Raw genomic sequence first — 21214 nt, forward strand, 5'->3', positions numbered from 1 at the left:
ACTGATGTTCCAAAAAACAATACTGTACTCTTACTCAATATTACACTACAAAACAATAAAAATGTTGTAGTTAAAATTGTGTATTAAAAGAATATATTTATAATAGCAAAACCCCGAAAGACTTCTTATCTTTCGGGGTTATTTATTTTGTTTTATTCTTGTTCTCCAAGCAATACTCCAGAAATATTCCAACTACTAAAACTACTACCTTCTGGTCTTCCTTGTGGAATAGTTATTTGGATAGTATGATTGCCTGCACTTAAATTACCTAATTCAAAATATACAGGATACGTTGCCGTACCCGGGCACCAATTGGCTCGACTATAATCTGAAGAAGATAAACCATTTGGAAAATTCCCAGAAGCTGGATTGTACAAACGATAAGAACCACAATCTTGTCTCCATGGAGTATATTTTGCAATTACCTTATCATCTAACAAAATAGTATTTACTTTTGGCACAAACTCATCTCCTTGTTCCCATCCTCCATGACCTGTGGCAATATATCGTAAACGGCAATTTTTTAGTTCTCTTTCTAATTTAAATGTCATTTGCAATCCTTTTTCTGAAGAAAATAAGGTACCATACTCCTGCCCTGCCATCTCCATTATATTTGTGGTACAAAACAAAGGTATCGCTTGCAAATTGGTATCATTGTTATTTTCTTCGTTGTGAATGGTAATCGTAGCCGAGACTTTATGTCCTCCTTTATCATAGTTACCAATAAATATACCCACCCAAATATCTTTATTACTTAGGTTACTTTTAAGTTCAGAAATATCTTGCTTATAAGACACTATATCAAACCATTTTTTATCTTTCAATTCTAAATGGTTAAAATGTTGGATACCAAAAGGGGTAAAAAACCGAATAAGTTCTATAATCGGTTCATATTTATTTGTAGCGACTATTCCTTGATAATTTTTACCATTATTGTTTGTATAAATAGGTAATTCTTGTACACCTTTTTGTAACCCATCAAAAAAAGATTGTTGCTTTTCTTGAGGAATAATAAAAAAAGAACCCGTTCTATCATAAGCATCTCCATTTGATTGTTCTTTTACTTCTGCAAAAACTGAAGAACCTTTTTTAATAAACGGAAAGCTTATTTTTTTCAATAGTATCGTGCCATTTGCAAAACGCAATATCGAATCGTTTGATTTACTTTCGTTAGAAAAATTTACTATTTCATCTTTGAAAATCTCAATAGTTTTAAATCTACTCTTCCAAATTAAATCTTTGTAAGTTACTAAATCTACATACTCATCAGATTTAGACACTACTGGCTTGATAAACATTGGCTTATTTTTTACAATTTTATCAGCAATTATAGAAAACGTATTATTTCTGTTGTATTCTAATACCAATCCTAGTTTTTGTCCCAATGTATTCGGGGCACCAATAACACCTAATTCATTAGTATACCATAAATCGATTGTGTTGGAGTTAATACTTGTACGTGCTTTTTTACAAGTATATCCTAATATAATTTTGGTTTCGGGCAACAATTCAAATTTTTGACTCTTTAAACTCGTACTGTCTTGGGTATAAATTGTTTTGTAAACATCCAAATAAGCACTATATTCTATTTTGTTAGTATTTATATTTACATAAGTAGTTTCATAAGGATAATTAGCATCATGCTTTTTTATTGACTCTGTGCTTATTTCAGAAAAAAAACTATGCGCATCTACAATAATTTTATCTTGATTTTCAATTTTTTGACCATTATTGTATTTACTATATGCTATTGTATAATGTGTAATTTTATTTTGAGCATATAAAACATTTATCAATAGTAAATGAACAATAAAGAGCGTAACATATTTTTTCATCTTATTTTTTTGATAAAGATAATACAAATACATACATTTGATAATCAAGATTTTTTATGAGAGAAGACTTTTTGCATTACATTTGGAATGCTAAGAAAATACAAGCCGAAAACCTTATTACTGCCCAAAACGATACGCTTCGTATACTTTCGTTTGGACAATACTTACAACAATCTGGTCCAGATATTTTTAATGCTAAAATTGAATTGAACAATCAAATTTGGGCAGGAAACATAGAAATTCATGTTAAATCGTCTGATTGGTATATCCATAAACACGAACAAAACGAAAACTACGACAATGTAATCTTGCATGTAGTTTGGGAGCATGATGTAGCTGTGTTTAGAAAAGATAATACCGAAATACCTGTATTGGAACTCAAAAACTATGTAGACGACATGGTATTGAAGAATTATGAAAATTTAATCGTTGCAAAACCATTTATTTATTGCGAAAAAGACATAGCTCATGTAGATACTTTTATATTAGAATCGTACAAAGAACGTTTGTTTATAGAGCGTTTACAGCAAAAGTGCGAACCTATTTTTGAATTATTAAATCAAAACAATAACGATTGGGAAGCAACACTATTTTGTTTATTAGCCAAAAATTTCGGACTGAATACCAATGGAACTATTTTTTACAAAACTGCGTTATCAATTCCTTTTTTAATACTACAAAAAGAAGCAGTAGACATTGGCTATTTGGAAGCCTTACTTTTTGGTCAGGCACAAATGCTACCCCAAACGCCTCACGATTTATACACAAAAGAACTACAATCGTGGTATGAATATTTAGTTTTAAAATACAAAATAGATAAGCCTATTTTACCGCCTGTTAGCTATTATAAACATCGCCCTGATAATTTTCCTACTATACGACTGGCTCAATTGGCTATGCTTTACTATAAAGAACGTAACGTTTTTTCGAAGCTCATAGAAAGTAAATCTATACAAGAAATAAAACAAGTATTAAGCATTCAAGCATCTACCTATTGGGATACCCATTATACATTTGATAAACAAAGCCTTAAAAAAGCCAAAAAACTAAGTGCTTCGTTTATCGATTTACTCATTATAAATACTATTATTCCCTTAAAATTTGCCTTTGCTACTGTGCAAAAACAAGACATTGAAACCGAAATTTTTAGTTTAATTTCAACAATTCCAGCCGAAAAAAATTCAATTTTAGATAAATTTAAAGCGTTAAATCTAGATATAAAAACAGCCAAAGACACCCAAAGTTTATTGCATTTAAAAAAGAACTACTGTGATTTAAAAAAATGTTTACAATGCACCATTGGCTTGCAAGTACTCAAAAAAATAATATAACTTTGATAAAAAAATGATAACCCACATCCGCTTATTTTTTGAAAAACATGGCTTTCACGTATCATCACGTTTGGCAGACAAACTTGGTATGCGCGCAACTAGTGTACGCTTGTTTTTTATATATATTTCGTTTGTAACGGTAGGTCTTGGCTTTGGGTTTTATTTAACCTTAGCATTTTGGATCAAACTAAAAGATTTAATACGGAGTAAACGATCTTCTGTATTCGACTTATAAACTCACTTATTTGCCATAATTTATACTTTTTATATGCCTATACTACCCTCTCAAATTAAAGATTATTTTAAAACTACAAAACAAAATCAAAAAGGAATTATTATTCTTTTCATCCTTATTTTTATTGCACAAATTATCTATTATTTTTTAGACACAAATATTTCTAAAAGCATAAGTAGTGATGAAAAACTTTGGTTATCACACCAAGTAGAACTCAACAACCAAATTAAGCAAACACCTGCTTATACGTACACCATATATCCTTTTAATCCCAATTTTATTACCGAATATAAAGGATATAAATTGGGTATGAAAAAAGAAGAAATTGATCGACTTCTAAATTTTAGAAAACAAAATAAATTTGTCAATTCGGCTTCCGATTTTCAAAAAGTTACTCATATTTCAGACTCTCTATTAAAAACAATAGCACCCTATTTTAAATTTCCCGATTGGGTAAAAAACAAAGCCAATTCATATAAAGATTACCCTGAAAACAACTACACAAAATTTGAAACAAAAAAACTCATAAGAATAGACATCAACAAAGCCACAGCCGAAGATTTAATGAAAATTTACGGGATTGGCGAAAGCATATCGCAAAGAATACTAAGCTACAAAGAAACTCTAGGAAGCTTTGTTTCTATGCAACAAATGGAAGAAATTTGGGGTTTATCGCCCGAAGTTATTGCTAAATTAAACGAATGTTTTTACATATCTGACGTTCGTATTGTTAAAAAAGTCAATGTAAATCAAGCTTCTATAAAAGAGTTAAGCCAATTTCCATACTTTAAAAATGGAGTTGCCAGAAACATTGTAAGTTATCGAAGCATGAATGGAGATTTTAAAAATATTGAAGATTTAACAAATGTTCGCCAATTTCCTATTGAAAAGATAAAAATTATTGCCTTATATTTGGAATTCTAAAAAAACAAAACTAAAAGTCTCAATTTATGAATTCAGCATATTTTTCGGAAGAACACGAACTATTTAGAGCCAGCTTTAAAGATTTTTTACAAAAAGAAGTTGTACCGCATATAGACAAATGGGAAAAAACAGGCACAATAGAACGTTTTATTTGGAAAAAATTTGGAGATATGGGGTTTTTAGGACTTACATATCCTGAAACCTACGGAGGATTAAATTTAGATTTATTTTATACCGTTGTATTTTTGGAAGAACTACAAAAAATACATTCATCTGGTTTTGCAGCAGCTATGTGGGCACATACCTATTTAGCAATGACACACTTAAATGCTGAAGGTAGCGAACAAATAAAAAGAGATTATTTAGCACCAAGTATTTTGGGTGATAAAATAGGCGCATTGTGCATTACCGAGCCTTTTGGAGGTAGCGATGTAGCAGGCATGAAAACAACTGCCATAAAAAAAGGCAATAGCTATATTATTAATGGTTCAAAAACTTTTATTACCAACGGTGTTTATGCCGATTATTATGTAGTTGCTGCCAAAACAAATGTTGAACTTGGCAACAAAGGCATTAGTATATTTTTGGTAGACACCAAATGCGCAGGAATCTCTGCTACAAAATTGGACAAATTAGGTTGGAGAGCTTCAGATACCGCAGAAATTGCTTTTGATAATGTAGAAATACCCTTGGAAAATCTAATGGGAGAAGAAGGAAAAGGTTTTCCTTATATTATGCAACACTTTGCTCTAGAACGCCTTATTATGGCTGTAAATGCTCATGCTAGAGCTGAATATGCCTTAGAATACACTATAGATTATATGTCAAAACGAGAGGCTTTTGGCAAAACAATTGATAAATTTCAAGCATTAAGACACACGCTAGTAAACCATGCTACAGACGTAGAACATTGTAAAATATTTAATTATGCTGCGGTTTCTCGTTTAATTAAAGGAGAATATGTGGTAAAAGAAGCTACTATGGCAAAATTGAAGTCTACAAAAGTAGCCGATGACACTATTTATAGTTGCTTGCAAATGCTAGGAGGTTATGGCTATATGGAAGACTATCCATTGGCTCGTTTATTTAGAGATAGCCGTTTAGGGCCAATAGGAGGAGGAACTTCAGAAATTTTAAGAGAAATTTTGTCAAAAATGATTATTGACAATAAAGATTATCAACCTGCTGTAAAATAAACAGATACAAAAAAGGCTCAAGAAAAAATCTTGAGCCTTTTTAAGTATAAATTATATCTGATATTAACGTGTCAATTTGGTATATAATTCTTTATTTTCTAAAAGTTTACTGTATTGTTCTGGTTTTAAAGACGCTTTTATTTTTTCATCTACAGCGCTAAACAAAATTGTTTTTCTTTCTTCTGATAAACCTACATTTAAGTTGGAATATTTCATTTCAAAAACATAGTACAAATCTTCTGTTTGAGCATCTGATAAATCCAGATATTTTTGAAGCTCTTTAGCGTCTTGTTTTGCTTGTGCAGGTGCATCAATTTTTTTGTCTTGAGCAGAAGCAAATGATACTGTAAAAATTAAAGCAAAAATATAAAGCAATCTTTTCATTATGAGTACAATTAATATTAACACACCAAATATAAAGAAATAATTCTTAACCCAAAATTTTATTATTCTTTTTTCATTTTAGGTTTTCTATTTTCTGCTTTTCTTTCTTGTTTACGCTCTTTTGCTTGCTCCATTTTTTCTTCACGAATAGAAACCCATTTTTTATATTGTTCTTCTGTAAGTATTTTTTTCATGGCTTCATCGTTAGCTTTACGCTCTTCATCCATACGTTGTTTTGCTTGTTGCATTAATTCTTTTCTATCGCGTTGAGCAGCTTCTTTTTTGGCTTTTCTTTCTTCTTGAAATACCTTTCTGGTTTCCATTTGTTTTTTGGTTAAATCTCTTAGTTGAGCTACTTGATTTTCATTAAGCTGTAATTCCGATTTAAGTTTTTCTACTCTCTTGTCTGCCATTTCCTCTGGAGATAATTTTGGTTTTCTTTCTCCTTGTTGTGCAAAGGTTACTGCACCTACCATAAGCAATAATGCTAAAACTACTTTTTTCATAATATTGAATTTTATTTGTTGATATACAGATAAGACTATGCTGTTTGTAAAAGGTTTAATACTTAACATAATTTTAATACATCATGAAAAATAAACAATACCGTTTTATTTAATAACAAATCTTTTGTAGGATAAATTTCAGAGAAAACTGTGGGTAATTGTAAACCATTAATTCATAAAAAAATACCTCGATTGAAAAATTCAAACGAGGTGTTTTTATTATAAATTAGAAATAAACTTATTCCTTATATTCTGTCAAATCTGCAAGAACTTTAGGATTTTTTACACTAATAGCTTCCAATTGCTCTGGCGTAAATGCACCTTTTAATTTATTGCCATATTTCATAAAAATTGCTTTTCTATCTTCTTGATTAGCAGATTGCAAAGCAATTTCTCTATTTAACAATAAGTTTATTAAATCGTCTTTAAGTTGCGCATTAACACCTGTAATACGTTGTAACTCTGTAACGTTTTTTAAAATATCTTCTTTAGCTTGTTCTATCGATACATTTTGCTTTTTTGATTCTTGAGCCACAGAAACAAAATTAAATCCTAGAATGAATGCCGCAATAAGTACTATTTTTTTCATATGTAACTATTTATTTTTTAATGTTTATAAAATCGCTTAGCTTTATGCTATTTGATATTATTATTATTTTAATTATAATATAGTGGCGAATATATAAAATTTTTAATTACAATATATATTTACGTTAAAATATTTATTAATTTAACACTACAGTTTTGTTATCTCCTTCTACCATCACTTTAATAAGTGCATGTTTGGAAAGCTCTTTCATAGAAGCATCCCATTTTTTACCACTTAAGCCCGATTTTTCTTTTAATGTGGCTAATGCTTGATTGTTTTCTGTTTTTAACATAGCCACAATTGCTTTTGCTTCTTCGCTTATAGCCAATGGTTTCGCTTCGGGTTTCATTTGCGGAAAGAATAGCACTTCTTGAATAGAAGGATTGTTGGTTAAAAACATAATAAGTCTATCCATACCTATTCCTAATCCAGATGTAGGTGGCATACCATATTCTAGAGCTCTCAAGAAATCTTGATCGATAAACATCGCTTCATCATCGCCACGTTCAGATAAGGCTAACTGTGCTTCAAATCGTTCTCTTTGATCTATTGGATCATTTAGTTCTGAATACGCATTGGCTATTTCTTTGCCACAAACCATTAATTCAAAACGTTCGGTTAAATCTGGATTATCTCGGTGTGTTTTGCATAACGGACTCATCTCTTTTGGATAATCTGTAATAAATGTAGGTTGTATAAAATTGCCCTCACATTTCGCTCCAAAAATTTCGTCTATTAATTTCCCTTTACCCATACTACCATCAACTTCAATACCCATAGATTTTGCAGCTTCATAAAGTTCTGCTTCTGTTTTACCCGAAATATCAAAACCTGTAAATTGTTTAATAGCATCGGTCATTGATACTCTAGCATAAGGTGCTTTAAAATTTACTTTGTGTTCCCCAAAAACGGCTTCTGTAGTTCCGTTTACTTGTAGCGCACAATATTCTAATAGTTTTTCTGTAAACTCCATCATCCAATTGTAATCTTTGTAAGCCACATAAATTTCCATAGCTGTAAATTCAGGATTATGGGTTCTATCCATTCCTTCATTTCTGAAGTTTTTAGAAAATTCATAAACGCCTTCAAATCCACCTACAATTAATCGTTTTAAATAAAGCTCGTTGGCAATTCTCATATACAATGGAATATCTAAGCTATTATGGTGGGTTATAAACGGTCTTGCCGATGCTCCTCCTGGAATAGATTGTAAAATAGGTGTTTCTACTTCCATGTATCCAGCATTATTGAAAAATGTACGCATCGCATGAAAAAGTTTGGTGCGTTTAATAAACACTTCTTTTACATGAGGATTTACAACCAAATCTACATAACGCATTCTATAGCGCAACTCTGGATCTACAAATTCATCATACGTATTTCCTTCTGCATCGGTTTTTGGCAATGGCAACGGACGAAGCGTTTTACTCAAAAATGTAAAATTTTCTACACGAACACATTTTGCTCCTACTTGTGTAGTAAACAACTCGCCTTCAACACCTATAAAATCACCCAAATCGGTTAATTTTCTAAAAACAGTATTGTACATTGTTTTATCTTCATTTGGGCAAATTACATCTCTATTAAAATACAATTGTAAACGGCCTTCACTGTCTTGCAGTTCTGCAAAACTTGCTTTTCCTTGATCGCGAACACTCATTAATCTACCAGCTACAATAACTTTCTTACCTTCTTCAAAATGCTCCTTTACCTGCTTTGAGGTATGATTTACCGGAAACAAATTGGCTGGGTACGGATTTATTCCTAATTCCCGCAAAGTATTTAGTTTTTCTCTTCTAATGATTTCTTGTTCTGAAAGTTGCATAATACTATTTTTAAAGGGCGCAAAGATAACTATAAGTTTAAAAGTTTGAAAGTTTTTTAAAGCGAATAGAACTTTTGCTTCTGTCATTATACAAAAAAAACAATGTTCAAAAACTTAATTTTTACCAAAAACACATCTGCAGTTTATTTGATAAAGTATTTCATATATTTGTTACATAAAATTTACATCTTAAACTCATGAAAAAACTACACCTATTAGGTTTACTAATTTTTGCCTTATCTCTAGGCAGCTGTACTTTTACAGAAAACATTTATATTAATGATGATGGAACTGGAAAGTTTTCTCTAGATATGGACGGCTCTTCTATTTTGGCTATGGTACCCGAAGATTCTTTAAAAAACGAAAAATCGGTAGATACAACCATCTATTTTAAAGATATTATCAAAGAAAAACAAGATAGCATTTCTAAACTTTCTGCCCAAGAGCAAGCAAAGTTTAAAAAAATGGAAAATTTTGTAATGAACATGAAAATGAATGCTGCTCAAAAACAAATGTTGTTTTCTTTGTCTACAAATTTTAAAAATGTTTCTGAATTGGGTGATGCTTTTTCTACTATGGGAGCTTTAAAAGATTCTAAAAAAGATAAATCAAACAATCCTATGGGTTCTATGTTGGGCGGATTAGGAAATAATGACAACCAAATTAATTATACCTATGATGGTAAAAAATTTACACGTAAAGGAATAGCAAACAAAGCCAAAGAAACAAAAGACAAAACAAGCGAAGAAGAAAGTATGCAAATGATTTTGGAATCGTCTACCTATGTTGTAAAATATCATTTTCCGAAAGCTGTAAAAAAAGTATCCAACGATAAAGCCCAATTTAGTGAAGATAGAAAAACAATAACTATAGAATATCCTTTTACAGAATATAAAGACACACCAGAAAAATTAAATTTTGAAGTAGAATTTCAAAAATAAAAACAATATTATTAATGATAAAGAAATGTATTAATACTTAGTGATTAATACATTTCCTTTTTATAAAATTATGAATAAAGAAATAAATCTTATCGATCTAGGCAACAAAGACTATAAAGAAACATGGGATTATCAAGAAAACCTATTTCAAGAAATAGTTTCTATAAAACTTCAAAAAAGAGAATTCCCTACACTCACTACGCCTAATTATTTCTTATTTGTAGAACATCCGCATGTATATACTTTAGGTAAAAGCGGAGATATCTCTAACTTATTACTAAACGAAATTCAATTAGCTCAAAAAGGCGCTACATTTTACAAAATAAATAGAGGTGGCGATATTACCTATCATGGCCCTGGTCAAATAGTAGGTTATCCAATACTCGATTTAGAAAATTTTTTTACAGATATTCACAAATATCTCCGCTTACTAGAAGAAACAATACTACTTACCATTGCCGAATACGGACTTGTAGGAACAAGAAGCGAAGGCGAAACAGGTGTATGGCTCGATGTAGGAACACCATTTGCTCGTAAAATATGCGCAATGGGTGTAAGAGCATCTCGTTGGGTAACCATGCACGGATTTGCCTTAAATGTAAATGCTAATTTGGGGTACTTTGACAATATTATACCCTGCGGAATAAGAGGTAAAGCTGTAACTTCTATGGAAGCCGAATTGGGCAAAAAAATTAATGAAGAAGAAGTAAAACAAAAAATAACTAAACATTTCTCATCGCTATTTGAAGCAACGTTTATAACCCAATCTTAAAATTGTAGTTCTAACTGTTCTGGCAATAACCTAAAAGATAAGCGATGGTATTTTGTTACTCCATACTTTCGTATTGCTTCTCTATGCTCTTTTGTAGGATAACCTTTATTTTTTTTCCAGTTATACATAGGGTACTCTTCATGAATCATATCCATATACTCATCTCTGTAAGTCTTTGCCAAAACAGAGGCTGCAGCAATACTTAAATATTTACTATCACCTTTAATAATAGACTGATTTGGAATAGGCTTTAAATAATCTATTTCTTCTTGAGTAAATATCTTACCCGATTTATTCTTTAACGTTCCGAGTTTAGAATAAATACCCCGATTACCATCTACTATAATAAAATCTGGCTTATGTGTAAGCTTTAAAATAGACTCTTGCATCGCTTTCATAGAGGCATTCAAAATATTTATTTCGTCTATTTCGTCATTATATATATGTGTTACTGCAAACGAAAGTGCAAATTGTTCAATATATGGGCGTAAGTCAAACCTAATTTTCTCTGAAAGTTGTTTTGAATCATTTAGCTTATTCCATAAATCTAATATTTTGCTGTCTACCAAATCATTTTTGAAACATAGAGGATTGAGTACAGCTGCAGCAGTAACTGGACCTGCAAGACAACCCCTACCCGCTTCGTCTGTACCACACTCTTTTTCAAACGTTGAATACTGGATATTTAACATAATTTACTTGAAAAAAGAAAGCAACCTTTTAATTTGCAATGCATCTAACAAATATAAGACAATTACAACTTTCTAAAGTTTAACGTATAAAAAAAATAATAATATATATTAATATTTGGTTAATTAAGAAATTATTAAGAAGTTTGCAGAATAACTAACTCAAATAAATTTAATATGAGATCGAAGTTCAAATGGATTTTTACGCTATTATTAGCGTTTACAATGCAGTTTTCATTTGCTCAGGAGAAAACTGTTACAGGTACGGTTACCGATGGTAAATTACCGTTATCTGGAGCTAATGTTAAAAATGGCTCACGTGGAGTACAAACCGATGCAGACGGTAAATTTGCAATCAAAGCAAATGTTGGCGATGTATTGACCGTTACATCTGTAGGTTTTGAAAAACAAACTGTTAAAGTTGGCTCTTCAAACAACTATAATGTAAAAATGAACTCATCAGAAAACATTCTTGATGATGTAGTCGTTGTAGCATATGGTAAACAGAAAAAGGAAGCTATTACTGGATCTGTAGGTGTAGTCAAAAGTGCAGAAATAACAAAAACCACAACTTCTAATGCAATGCAAGGCCTTGTAGGTAAAATTGCTGGAGTACAAGTTGTCAACAATAATGGTATGCCTGGAGATGCACCTATATTGAGAATTAGAGGTATATCATCAATAAATGGTCAATCATCTCCATTATATGTGGTTGATGGAGCGCCATTTAACGGTGATTTAGCGTCTATTAACAACGCTGACATTGAATCAATATCTGTGTTAAAAGATGCCTCAGCGGCAGCTTTATATGGAAGTAGAGGGGCAAACGGAGTTGTTATTGTAACAACTAAAAAAGGTAAGAAAGGTAAATTAAATGTTACTTTTGATTCTAGAGTAGGATTTACTTCTAGAGCTGTCAAAGAAATGAATCTAATTTCAGATGAGAAAAATTATTATGAAGCATACTTCCAATTAATGAAGAATGACTTAATGTTTAATGGAGGATTAAGTAATATAGATGCCGCTACTAATGCTGCGAGCACACTTATATCAGGAAGTCCTTATTCATTAGGATATAATGCTTTTAACATAGCAAATAATCAATTAATCAATCCAAATACTGGTAAAGTTAATGGAAATCCGTCATTAAAATGGAATGAAGATTATGCAGATTTTCTATTTGGAAGCGGGGTTTATCAAAATAGCTATTTAAGTGTAAGTGGAGGCAATGAAAATACCATACACATGTTTAGTGTTGGTTATGAAAAAAATGAAGGATATGTTGTAAATTCTGGGTTTGAAAAAATTTCAACAAGGATGAGCATAGATAGTAAAATATCTGATTATTTTAAAATTGGAGGTACTAGTTCATATTCTCATACTGTACAAAATTATTTGGATGGTTACACTGGTGGAACAACCTATAGTAATCCTTTTGCTTGGACTAGAGCTACTGCACCAATATATCCTGTACATTTGTATGACAATAATGGAGTTCAAGCTTTTGACAGTAATGGAAATCCAATATATGATGATGGTACTGGGAATAATGGAGACCCAAATTATAATGTTCGACCATACGCATCCCTACAAAACCCTTATGCTACAGCATTATATGATATAAAAGAGTTTAAAGCTGATAACTTATTTACAAATGGTTATTTCAAAGTGAATTTCTCTAAAGACTTTGATTTTAATTATTCAGTGACTGGAGAATTATACAACACTAATGATAGAAGTATGGATACTCCTTTATATGGCGATGCTGTTAATAGAGGAGGTGATGTATCATATAGTAATTCCAGAATTTTTGCATTAACTCAACAACAATTATTAAGTTATAGAAAGAATTATAAAAATCATAACTTTGATATTCTATTAGGACATGAAAATATGCAAAGAAGAAATGATTTTGTGAGTGCAAGCAGATCAAAACTACTTTTACCTGACAGTCCTTATGTAAACCAAGCTGCTGTTATTACAGGAAATGGTGCTGGCACGACATTTTATGAAACTGAGGCATATTTAGCTCGTCTAAATTATGATTACAAGGGTAAATATTTTCTAAACAGTAATTTCAGACGTGATGCATCATCAAGATTCCATCCTGACAATAAATGGGGAAATTTTTATGGCGTTGGTTTAGCATGGGTTTTAAGTAAAGAAGCATTTATGTCAAACGTTAAATGGATTGACTCATTCAAATTAAAAAGTAGTTATGGTGAACAAGGTAATGACAACATAGCTAATACTGCACTTGGTTTCACTGCTTTAAGACCTTATGACGATGAATATGTGGTAAATTCTACGTTTGATGCATCATTACCTTTTTCTTTTACAATTACACCATTTCAAGGGAATAAAGAAATAACTTGGGAAAAGAAAAAAAATACAAATATTGGTTTTGAATTTGAAGGATTTAAAAGAAGAATTAAAATTGATGCAGAATATTTTATTCAAAAATCAAAAGATCTTTTATATTTAAGACCTTTATCTCCTAGTTCTGGGAGACAATATAAACCTGAAAATATTGGCGATATGCAAAATGTTGGTTATGAAATAAGTGTTGATGCAAATATTATTAAAAACAAAGATTGGAAAATTGATTTATCTGCAAATACTACTACTTATAAAAATAAAATCACAAGACTTATTGATAATGGTAAGCCAAATAATTTTCAAGTAAGCGGAATTAGGATTTTAGAAGAGGGAGGAAGTGTTTATGATTTTTATATGAGAGAATTTGTAGGAGTAAATCCTGCTTCTGGAGCATCTCAATATTTAAAAGATGATGGAACAATTACTGAAAATTATTCAGAAGCTACTTTAAATAAAATTGGTAAGACATCTATTCCTGATTTCTTTGGGGGATTTGGTTTAAATACAGTTTATAAAAATTTTGATATTTCAGTTAATTTTGCATATCAGTTTGGAGGCTACGGCTATGATTCAAATTACATGGATAGAATGTCTGGAGGATTAGGAGAAAATATACACTCAGATTTTTATAACACATGGACACCTGAAAACACAAATGCATCATTGCCACGTATGGATGTAGAAGATTCTAAATTGAACTATGGAACATCTACATTAGGTCTTATAAAATCAGACTATCTAAGCATTCAAAATATTGCTTTAGGTTACAATTTTAATAAATCATATGTTCAAAAAATTGGCTTAAACAATTTAAGATTTTATGCATTAATTGACAATGTTCATTTATGGTCAAAAAGACAAGGTTACGACCCAAGACTATCTTTAACAGGAGGATCTGACAACAAATATTCTTTGCTTAGAACAATTTCTCTTGGTGTTAATGTTCAATTTTAAAACAATAAAAACATGAAAAAAATATTATTAATTTTTGGAATAAGCTTACTTTCGCTAACATCCTGCTCTGATAATTTCACTGAAGCTGATTTAGGATCCACAGTATCAAATGACCAAATAAAAAATTTAGCTGCTTCGTCTCCAGAGAGTTTGCTTTCAGTAGCTAGTGGTATTGAACAAGGAAATAACTTCTTTATCAATGATTTTAATACTGCAAATGGTGGAAATATACATGATGATTATGGTCAAAAATCAATTGATTTGGGTCTTGATTTGATGTCAAACGATATGGTTCAAGTAATAAATCACTGGCATGGAAATTATTACAGATATACAGGTAGACAAGTAGAGAACCGGGTAACTGATATGGTTTGGAAATTTTATTATAAAATCATTTATAATATGAATTCAACAATAAAATTAATCCCTCAAAATACATCAAATCAAGATTTAAAATATGTAAGAGCTAGATGTCAAGCTATGAGAGCATTTGCATACTTTAATTTGGTTAGATTATACTCTAATGGAGACTTAGCAATACCTTTTTATTCTGATGATAACGCATTAGTTGATGAAAGAAGAGTAAGTAAAGTTTATATCCTTAATGCTATAAAGGATGATTTAAACCAAGCCTATTCAAATCTTACAGGTTTTACTAAAACAAACATTATTCAAATTGATAAAAAAGTTGTTGCTGGATTATTAGCTAGATATTTTTTAGAGTTTGGTTCATCTCCAGTTGAATTAAATTTAGCTGCTCAATATGCATCTGAAGCTAGAAGTGGTAAAAGTTTAATGCCTTCTAATATGATATCTATACAAGATTCAGGTTATGATGGTTTTTCAAATGTTTCTAATCCCGAGTGGATTTGGGGAGTTGATATTGATGGTACAACCTCAACAATATATGCCTCTTTCTTTTCTCAAATTGGTTCACTTAACGCAGGTTATGCTGGATTATTAAACGTATTTAAATCAGGTGATGCACGTTTAGTTTCTTCTATACCTAGTACTGATAAAAGAAGTAAATGGTTTAAATGGTCAGGACTAAATTTAAGTGCTCCATCAGGCTCTCAAGTTCCATTAAGAGCAAATTTAAAATTTTATGATGCCACACCAACATTTCAAGGAGATTATTTATACATGAGGGTAGCTGAAATGTATTTAATTGAGGCTGAAGCAAAATTCATGGCAGGAGATGAGCTAGGAGCAAAAACAATTCTTACTCAAATGGTAACAACAAGAAATTCTGCCTATAATATTTCTAGTTTAAGTGGAAATGCTTTAAGAGACGAAATAAGATTTCAAAGACGATTGGAACTATGGGGAGAAGGTTTCTCTTTTTATGATATGAAACGTTGGAATTTAGCTCTTGAAAGAGATTATCCAGGATCTAATCATCCTGCTTATGGAAAATTTAACTATCCTGTTGGTTCAAGTAAATTTATTTTCCAGATACCTCAGATAGAAATTTTAAATAACATTAAAATTACCGAAAATAATCCACTATAAATTTAAATTATGAAAAAACATTTAAGTTATATAATAATTGCTTCACTAGTATTTTTAAGTTCATGTGAAAAGCAAGATACTGGAGTTGATAATATCAACAATGTGCAAAATTTTGGGTTTGGCAGAGAATCTTTAAGTACTAAAGTAGATCAGTCACAAGCGTATATTGACATACCTTTTTTCAAAACTATTGCTACAGAAGAAAACCAAACCATAAATTTCCAAATAAATAATAGTGCAACTATAAATGGAATTGCAAATGATAATTCCTTTTCAAACAGCGATTTTATTAATTTGCCAACCTCTGTAACCATACCAGCAGGTTCTAAAGTAGCATATGCTAGAATTAATTTTAATCATTCTAACCTAGCTTATTCTGAAAAAATTATTAATTTTATATTAACAAACCCTACAGAAACTAATAATATTTCTAGAAGGACTTTTAAATTAAAGTATAAAGCTCTCTGTACATTAAATGAAGTTTCTTTCAGTGTAACTCAAGATCGATACGGAAGCGAAACAACATGGAAAATTTTCGATTCTAACGGAAGTGTTGTTTGGTCAGGAGGTCCTTATACTGACTTGAGCTCAAATACCACTTTAGTGTTACCAACTCAAATTAACTGTTTACCTAATGGAAATTATACTCTTAAGGTATATGACGCATATGGAGATGGTATGGTAACCTCTTCGTCGGTGTATGGAAAATATGAACTAAAAAAATCTGATGGAACAACACTAGTAAGTGGATTAGGAAACGCATTTACAACAGTAGCTACACATACATTTAGTTTACCATAAGCTATAAAAACACTTTATTAAACTGTCTAGCATTTGTAATTAAAATAAAATATTATTAATTGCATTGCTAGACAGTTTTAAATTTTAATAATAATAAAAATGAAAAAGTATACTATTTTACTGATTTTTCTTCTTTCTATTTCCTCTAACTCTCAAAATTTATTAAGTAAAAATTTTATTAGAAATAATTTAAATATTAATAACATTATTTCCTATATTAAAGATAATAAAGAGAGATTAAAAGCAGATTCAATATCCATAGAAAAATTTTTAGTTACAAATCAAAATTTTAAAAAAAAATATGTAGAAAAAAATACTACTTATGAAGTATATAAAATTTTAAATAACAGACCAATATATCGTTCAACTGATAATTCCTCTGCATCATTAGCAACTAGAACTTCTCGACTAAATACAGGTGGAATCACAGGGTTAAATTTAGATGGAGATAATATGCTAATTGGTGTATGGGATGGAGGAAAGGCTAGAATTACTCATGAAGAATTTAAAGATCCTGACAATTTAACTATATCTAGAATTACTACACCTGACAATTTTGTTTCCATCTCACCAAGTAACGATCATAGTACACATGTGGTTGGAACAATTGGCTCAAGAGGTTTTAATCCTACTGCTAAAGGTATGGCTCCAAAATGCAATATAGTATCTTATGATTGGAACTCCGACACTGTTGAAGTTGCTAATGAGGTATTGAATAATGGCTTATTAATTTCAAATCATTCTTACGGTGTACCTGTTCTTAATGAGAATGGAAATTTAAATGTACCTGTTTGGATTATGGGAAATTACAATAATGAATGTGTATCGTGGGATCAATTCGCACAAGACTCTCCTTATTATTTAATGATTACATCTGCGGGAAACTCAGGAATGGATTCATATACAGGGGGATCTGTAAATGGATATGATAAACTGACGTATGAAAAAAATGCAAAAAACAATTTAGTAATCGCTAATTCTAACCCAACCGTAAACTTAAGTACAGGAGAACTGTCAAGTATAATTATTAATCCAAGTAGCAGTCAAGGTCCATCTGATGATGGAAGGATAAAACCAGACATTTCAGGTGATGGAACAAATCTCTATTCACCTATAGGTACAAGCGATAATTCTTATGATACTTATTCTGGAACATCTATGGCTAGCCCAAACGTCGCTGGAAGCCTACTATTACTTCAGGAATATTATAACAGATTGCATCCTGGAACATACATGAGATCAAGTACTTTAAAAGCACTTGCTTGTCATAGTGCTTTAGATGCAGGACTAACTGGACCTGACCCAATATTTGGTTATGGTCTATTAGATTCACAAGTGGCAGCAAATATTTTAACAAATTCTACTCTTTCAACTCCAACATCTATCGTTAACGAACTCACTTTAAATCAAAATCAGATATACGAAAGATATGTAACCTTAACTAGTCCTAAAAAGTTGATAGCGACAATATGTTGGACTGATGTGCCTGGAATAGCTCAAGACAACAATCATAATTCAACTAACAAAGCACTTGTTAATGATCTAGACATTAGAATAATAAAAGATACCGAAGAATTTTTCCCTTGGAAATTAAATTTTCCAAGCATATTTATGTCGTCATCACAACAAGATAATGATGTAGACAATGTTGAGAAAATTGAAATAGAAGATGCAATTGGCACATATAAAATAAGAATATCACATAAAGGAAATTTAGTAGGATCTTTCCAAAATTATTCACTTATTGTGTCTGGAATTGACCAAACATTGGGAACTGTTAATAATAATTTTGACAAATCTATTTTTGTATATCCAAATCCAACAAGTAGCATTTTAAACTTCAATATTACAGAAAACATAGAACTTTTATCAATATCTATTTCTGATATTTCTGGTAAAAATGTTATGCAAATGCCTTACTCTGATTCTATACAAAACAAAATAAATTTAGAAAATTTACAAGCTGGTGTTTATTTTGTAAAATTCACCACAAAAGATAATGTTTCTATAGTGAAGAAAATTGTAAAAGAATAATATTTTAATAAAAATAAATAAGAACATCAAGGCTTTCTATTTTTAGGAAGCCTTGTTCTTTTGACAAAGCTTTGCAATAGTGTAAAGCAATTTATTTACTTTTGCATTTTAGTATAAAACATGAAAAATTTACTTACAGCATTATTTTTTGCAATAACTTTTACATTTTGGGCTCAAGATAATGTGCCAAAAAAGGAAAAATTAATGCGTAAAACATTAGAGCAAAAACAAAAAGAAGAATCGCAAAAGGCTCCCATTGCTTGGTACAAAAAATATACTTTAGAAAAAGACACTGTTGCAGTTGATACTTCGCTCACGATAAAAAGTTTATACAAATTTAATTATTTGAAAAGAGATACTTTTGGATTACTTGCCTTTTCAAACGATGGGCAACCTTATAATCAACTAAATTTTGGATTAACTCAATTTAAAACACTTCCATCATTTGGACATAATGCAAAACAATATGCATACTATAACCCCGAAGATATTTTATACTACAATGTACCTACTCCAGTTACTGAACTATTCTATAAATCTGTAGTAGAACAAGGGCAAAACGTAGATGCTTTTATTAGTGTAAATACTTCAAAACAATTTAATATTTCTGTAAATTACAGAGGAATTCGTTCGCTAGGAAAATACCTAAATCAACTCTCAAGTAATGGAAATTTTACACTTACTTCTAGCTATTTTACCAAAAATAAACGTTATGCTATAAATTTTCATTTTACTGGTCAAGATATTAGCAATAATGAAAATGGAGGAATAACAACCCCTTCTGATTATGAAGGCAGCAACTCAGAATTTACAAACAGAGCAAGGTTGGCCGTATTTCTTACAGATGCTAAATCTTTTCTTAAAGGCAAGCGAGTATTTTTTGAACATCAATTTAGAATAAACCCAAAAGATGCGCAAAATAATGTATTGCTCTCTCATATTTTTAACTACGAACATAAATTTTACGAATATTCTCAATCTTCACTAAGTGCCTTATCACAAACTTCGGGGATTAACAATTATCGATTTGGAACTGCTCTTGCTAATAATGGTTTTAAAGATCAATCGAGAAACAACAACCTTTACAACAAAGCGAGTCTAAGTTATGAGAATAAAACTATTGGCACAATAGGTTTTTTTATTGAAAACACTATCAATACCTATTACTACAACAATCTTTCAGACTATATTGTAAATACTACCCCAATAAGTAGTCAATTAAAAAATAACATCACATCAATTGGCGGACAGTATCAATATATAAAAAATAAATGGAAAGGAACATTTATGGTTTCTAATGCCATTTCACAAAAAACCGTCCGCAATTTAACCGCAAATCTTCAATATAAACTCAACGAGAAAAATAATTTTTCGTTTGCTTATGAAAATTTATCAAAACTACCCGATAATATTTATTCATTATCGCAAAGTAATTATACAACTTACAATTGGGAAAACAATTTTCAAAATCAAAAAATAAATGCCCTATCTGCAAGAGCTAATACTCAATGGGCAAACGCTGAAGTAAAAATAACTACACTCGATGATTATCTTTATTTTAGTAATTTGAGTACCGATTTTAACTACCAACTTATTACGCCAAAGCAGTTTTCGGGCACAATAAAATACTTATCTGTAAAAGCTGAAAAAGAAATAAAATACCGCAAATGGGCGCTCGATAATACGGTTTTGTTTCAACAAACCGTGCAAAATGAAGCTATCGTAAATGTTCCAAAGTTTACAACACGAAATTCATTGTATTATTCAAACTATGTGTTTAAACGTGCCATGTATTTACAAACAGGTATTACCTTAAATTATTTTACGAGTTATTACGCCAACGATTACAACCCTGTATTGAGTGAGTTTTTTGTTCAAAACAGTAAAAAAATTGGTAATTATCCGGTACTTGATATTTTTGCGAATGCCCGAATAAGACAAACACGTATTTTCTTTATTGCGGAGCATTTGAATTCGTTATTTTCTCAAAACAAAAATTATGTAACGCCAAATATGCCTTACCGAGATTTTGTATTAAGAGTAGGTTTGGTTTGGAATTTCTTTCAGTAGATAATAGCTTTTAAATTTTGAATTGTATCTTTTTTAGTCTATTGATTTGACATTTAACTTTAAGAACGCTTTGTTTTGCAGTCCTTATTGTGTAAGATTCTGTGCTATTTAATTGGTAAAATATTACTCTTTTATTAAGCGTTGGCAAAGACAGGAAAGCGAAAGGCTCTATTGCTGTATTGGGTGAATTGTTTTCTGGTTATCTCCGCACCTATTGAAAGTATGTTTTCCGAAGCT

17 protein-coding genes are annotated in these 21214 nt (G+C 30.6%); 11 read left to right on the forward strand and 6 right to left on the reverse strand.

Translation table 11 applies throughout. The annotated features are described in order from the left end of the window. Nucleotides 1–152: 152 nt before the first annotated feature. Nucleotides 153–1835 (reverse strand): PNGase F N-terminal domain-containing protein, encoded by a 1683-nt coding sequence (locus tag Q361_RS02590; protein WP_103725160.1) that lies wholly within the window; start codon nt 1833–1835, stop codon nt 153–155. Nucleotides 1836–1891: 56 nt separating this feature from the next. Between Q361_RS02590 and Q361_RS02595 the strand changes: the two genes are divergently transcribed. Genes Q361_RS02595 through Q361_RS02610 form a run of 4 tightly spaced genes read left to right on the forward strand, consistent with a single transcriptional unit; the run spans nt 1892 to nt 5521 of the window. After that, nucleotides 1892–3166, forward strand: coding sequence for a DUF2851 family protein (locus tag Q361_RS02595; RefSeq protein ID WP_103725161.1), 1275 nt, complete (start codon nt 1892–1894; stop codon nt 3164–3166). Nucleotides 3167–3179: 13 nt separating this feature from the next. Further along, a complete protein-coding gene (locus Q361_RS13890) occupies nt 3180–3401 on the forward strand; it encodes a PspC family transcriptional regulator (RefSeq protein ID WP_103725162.1) in 222 nt (73 codons plus the stop codon). Between the two features lie 33 nt (nt 3402–3434). After that, nucleotides 3435–4325: a ComEA family DNA-binding protein gene (locus tag Q361_RS02605; protein WP_103725163.1), complete on the forward strand. Its 891-nt coding sequence runs from the start codon at nt 3435–3437 to the stop codon at nt 4323–4325. A gap of 26 nt (nt 4326–4351) precedes the next feature. Continuing rightward, nucleotides 4352–5521, forward strand: a complete 1170-nt coding sequence (locus Q361_RS02610) for an acyl-CoA dehydrogenase family protein (protein ID WP_103725164.1) — start codon at nt 4352–4354, stop codon at nt 5519–5521. Between the two features lie 63 nt (nt 5522–5584). Here Q361_RS02610 and Q361_RS02615 read toward each other — a convergent pair whose 3' ends face one another. The 4 genes from Q361_RS02615 to lysS all read right to left on the reverse strand — a co-directional run bounded on the left by Q361_RS02615 (nt 5585) and on the right by lysS (nt 8825). Continuing rightward, nucleotides 5585–5905, reverse strand: coding sequence for a hypothetical protein (locus tag Q361_RS02615; RefSeq protein ID WP_103725165.1), 321 nt, complete (start codon nt 5903–5905; stop codon nt 5585–5587). A 62-nt stretch (nt 5906–5967) separates the two neighbouring features. Beyond that, a complete protein-coding gene (locus Q361_RS02620) occupies nt 5968–6411 on the reverse strand; it encodes a DUF4890 domain-containing protein (RefSeq protein WP_169929249.1) in 444 nt (147 codons plus the stop codon). Nucleotides 6412–6649: 238 nt separating this feature from the next. Next, complete coding sequence (locus Q361_RS02625; protein WP_103725167.1) at nt 6650–7000, reverse strand: hypothetical protein; 351 nt, start codon at nt 6998–7000, stop codon at nt 6650–6652. Nucleotides 7001–7136: 136 nt separating this feature from the next. Beyond that, a complete protein-coding gene (gene lysS, locus Q361_RS02630; protein WP_103725342.1) occupies nt 7137–8825 on the reverse strand; it encodes a lysine--tRNA ligase in 1689 nt (562 codons plus the stop codon). A gap of 197 nt (nt 8826–9022) precedes the next feature. On the opposite strand from lysS, the gene Q361_RS02635 reads away from it, so the two are divergent. Both Q361_RS02635 and lipB read left to right on the forward strand, forming a co-directional pair. Beyond that, entirely contained in the window at nt 9023–9766 is a 744-nt protein-coding gene (locus Q361_RS02635) for a hypothetical protein (RefSeq protein ID WP_103725168.1), read from the forward strand. A gap of 70 nt (nt 9767–9836) precedes the next feature. Then, nucleotides 9837–10538, forward strand: coding sequence for a lipoyl(octanoyl) transferase LipB (gene lipB, locus Q361_RS02640; protein ID WP_103725169.1), 702 nt, complete (start codon nt 9837–9839; stop codon nt 10536–10538). Here lipB and Q361_RS02645 read toward each other — a convergent pair. Beyond that, nucleotides 10535–11230, reverse strand: a complete 696-nt coding sequence (locus Q361_RS02645) for a ribonuclease HII (protein WP_103725170.1) — start codon at nt 11228–11230, stop codon at nt 10535–10537. The two genes, lipB and Q361_RS02645, sit on opposite strands and share 4 nt — an antisense overlap. Before the next feature lie 174 nt (nt 11231–11404). Here Q361_RS02645 and Q361_RS02650 point away from each other — a divergent pair, with 174 nt between their 5' ends. The 5 genes from Q361_RS02650 to Q361_RS02670 all read left to right on the forward strand — a co-directional run bounded on the left by Q361_RS02650 (nt 11405) and on the right by Q361_RS02670 (nt 20977). After that, nucleotides 11405–14560, forward strand: a complete 3156-nt coding sequence (locus Q361_RS02650; RefSeq protein WP_245874597.1) for a SusC/RagA family TonB-linked outer membrane protein — start codon at nt 11405–11407, stop codon at nt 14558–14560. Nucleotides 14561–14572: 12 nt separating this feature from the next. Further along, a complete protein-coding gene (locus Q361_RS02655) occupies nt 14573–16072 on the forward strand; it encodes a RagB/SusD family nutrient uptake outer membrane protein (RefSeq protein WP_103725171.1) in 1500 nt (499 codons plus the stop codon). 9 nt (nt 16073–16081) lie between these two features. Continuing rightward, a complete protein-coding gene (locus Q361_RS02660) occupies nt 16082–16873 on the forward strand; it encodes a hypothetical protein (protein ID WP_103725172.1) in 792 nt (263 codons plus the stop codon). Between the two features lie 453 nt (nt 16874–17326). Beyond that, complete coding sequence (locus Q361_RS02665; RefSeq protein ID WP_169929250.1) at nt 17327–18907, forward strand: S8 family serine peptidase; 1581 nt, start codon at nt 17327–17329, stop codon at nt 18905–18907. 120 nt (nt 18908–19027) lie between these two features. Then, complete coding sequence (locus Q361_RS02670) at nt 19028–20977, forward strand: putative porin (RefSeq protein WP_103725174.1); 1950 nt, start codon at nt 19028–19030, stop codon at nt 20975–20977. The last annotated feature ends 237 nt before the right edge of the window (nt 20978–21214 follow it).

The sequence above is a fragment of the Flavobacterium croceum DSM 17960 genome (assembly GCF_002917885.1).
In the GTDB taxonomy this organism is placed as follows: domain Bacteria; phylum Bacteroidota; class Bacteroidia; order Flavobacteriales; family Flavobacteriaceae; genus Flavobacterium; species Flavobacterium croceum.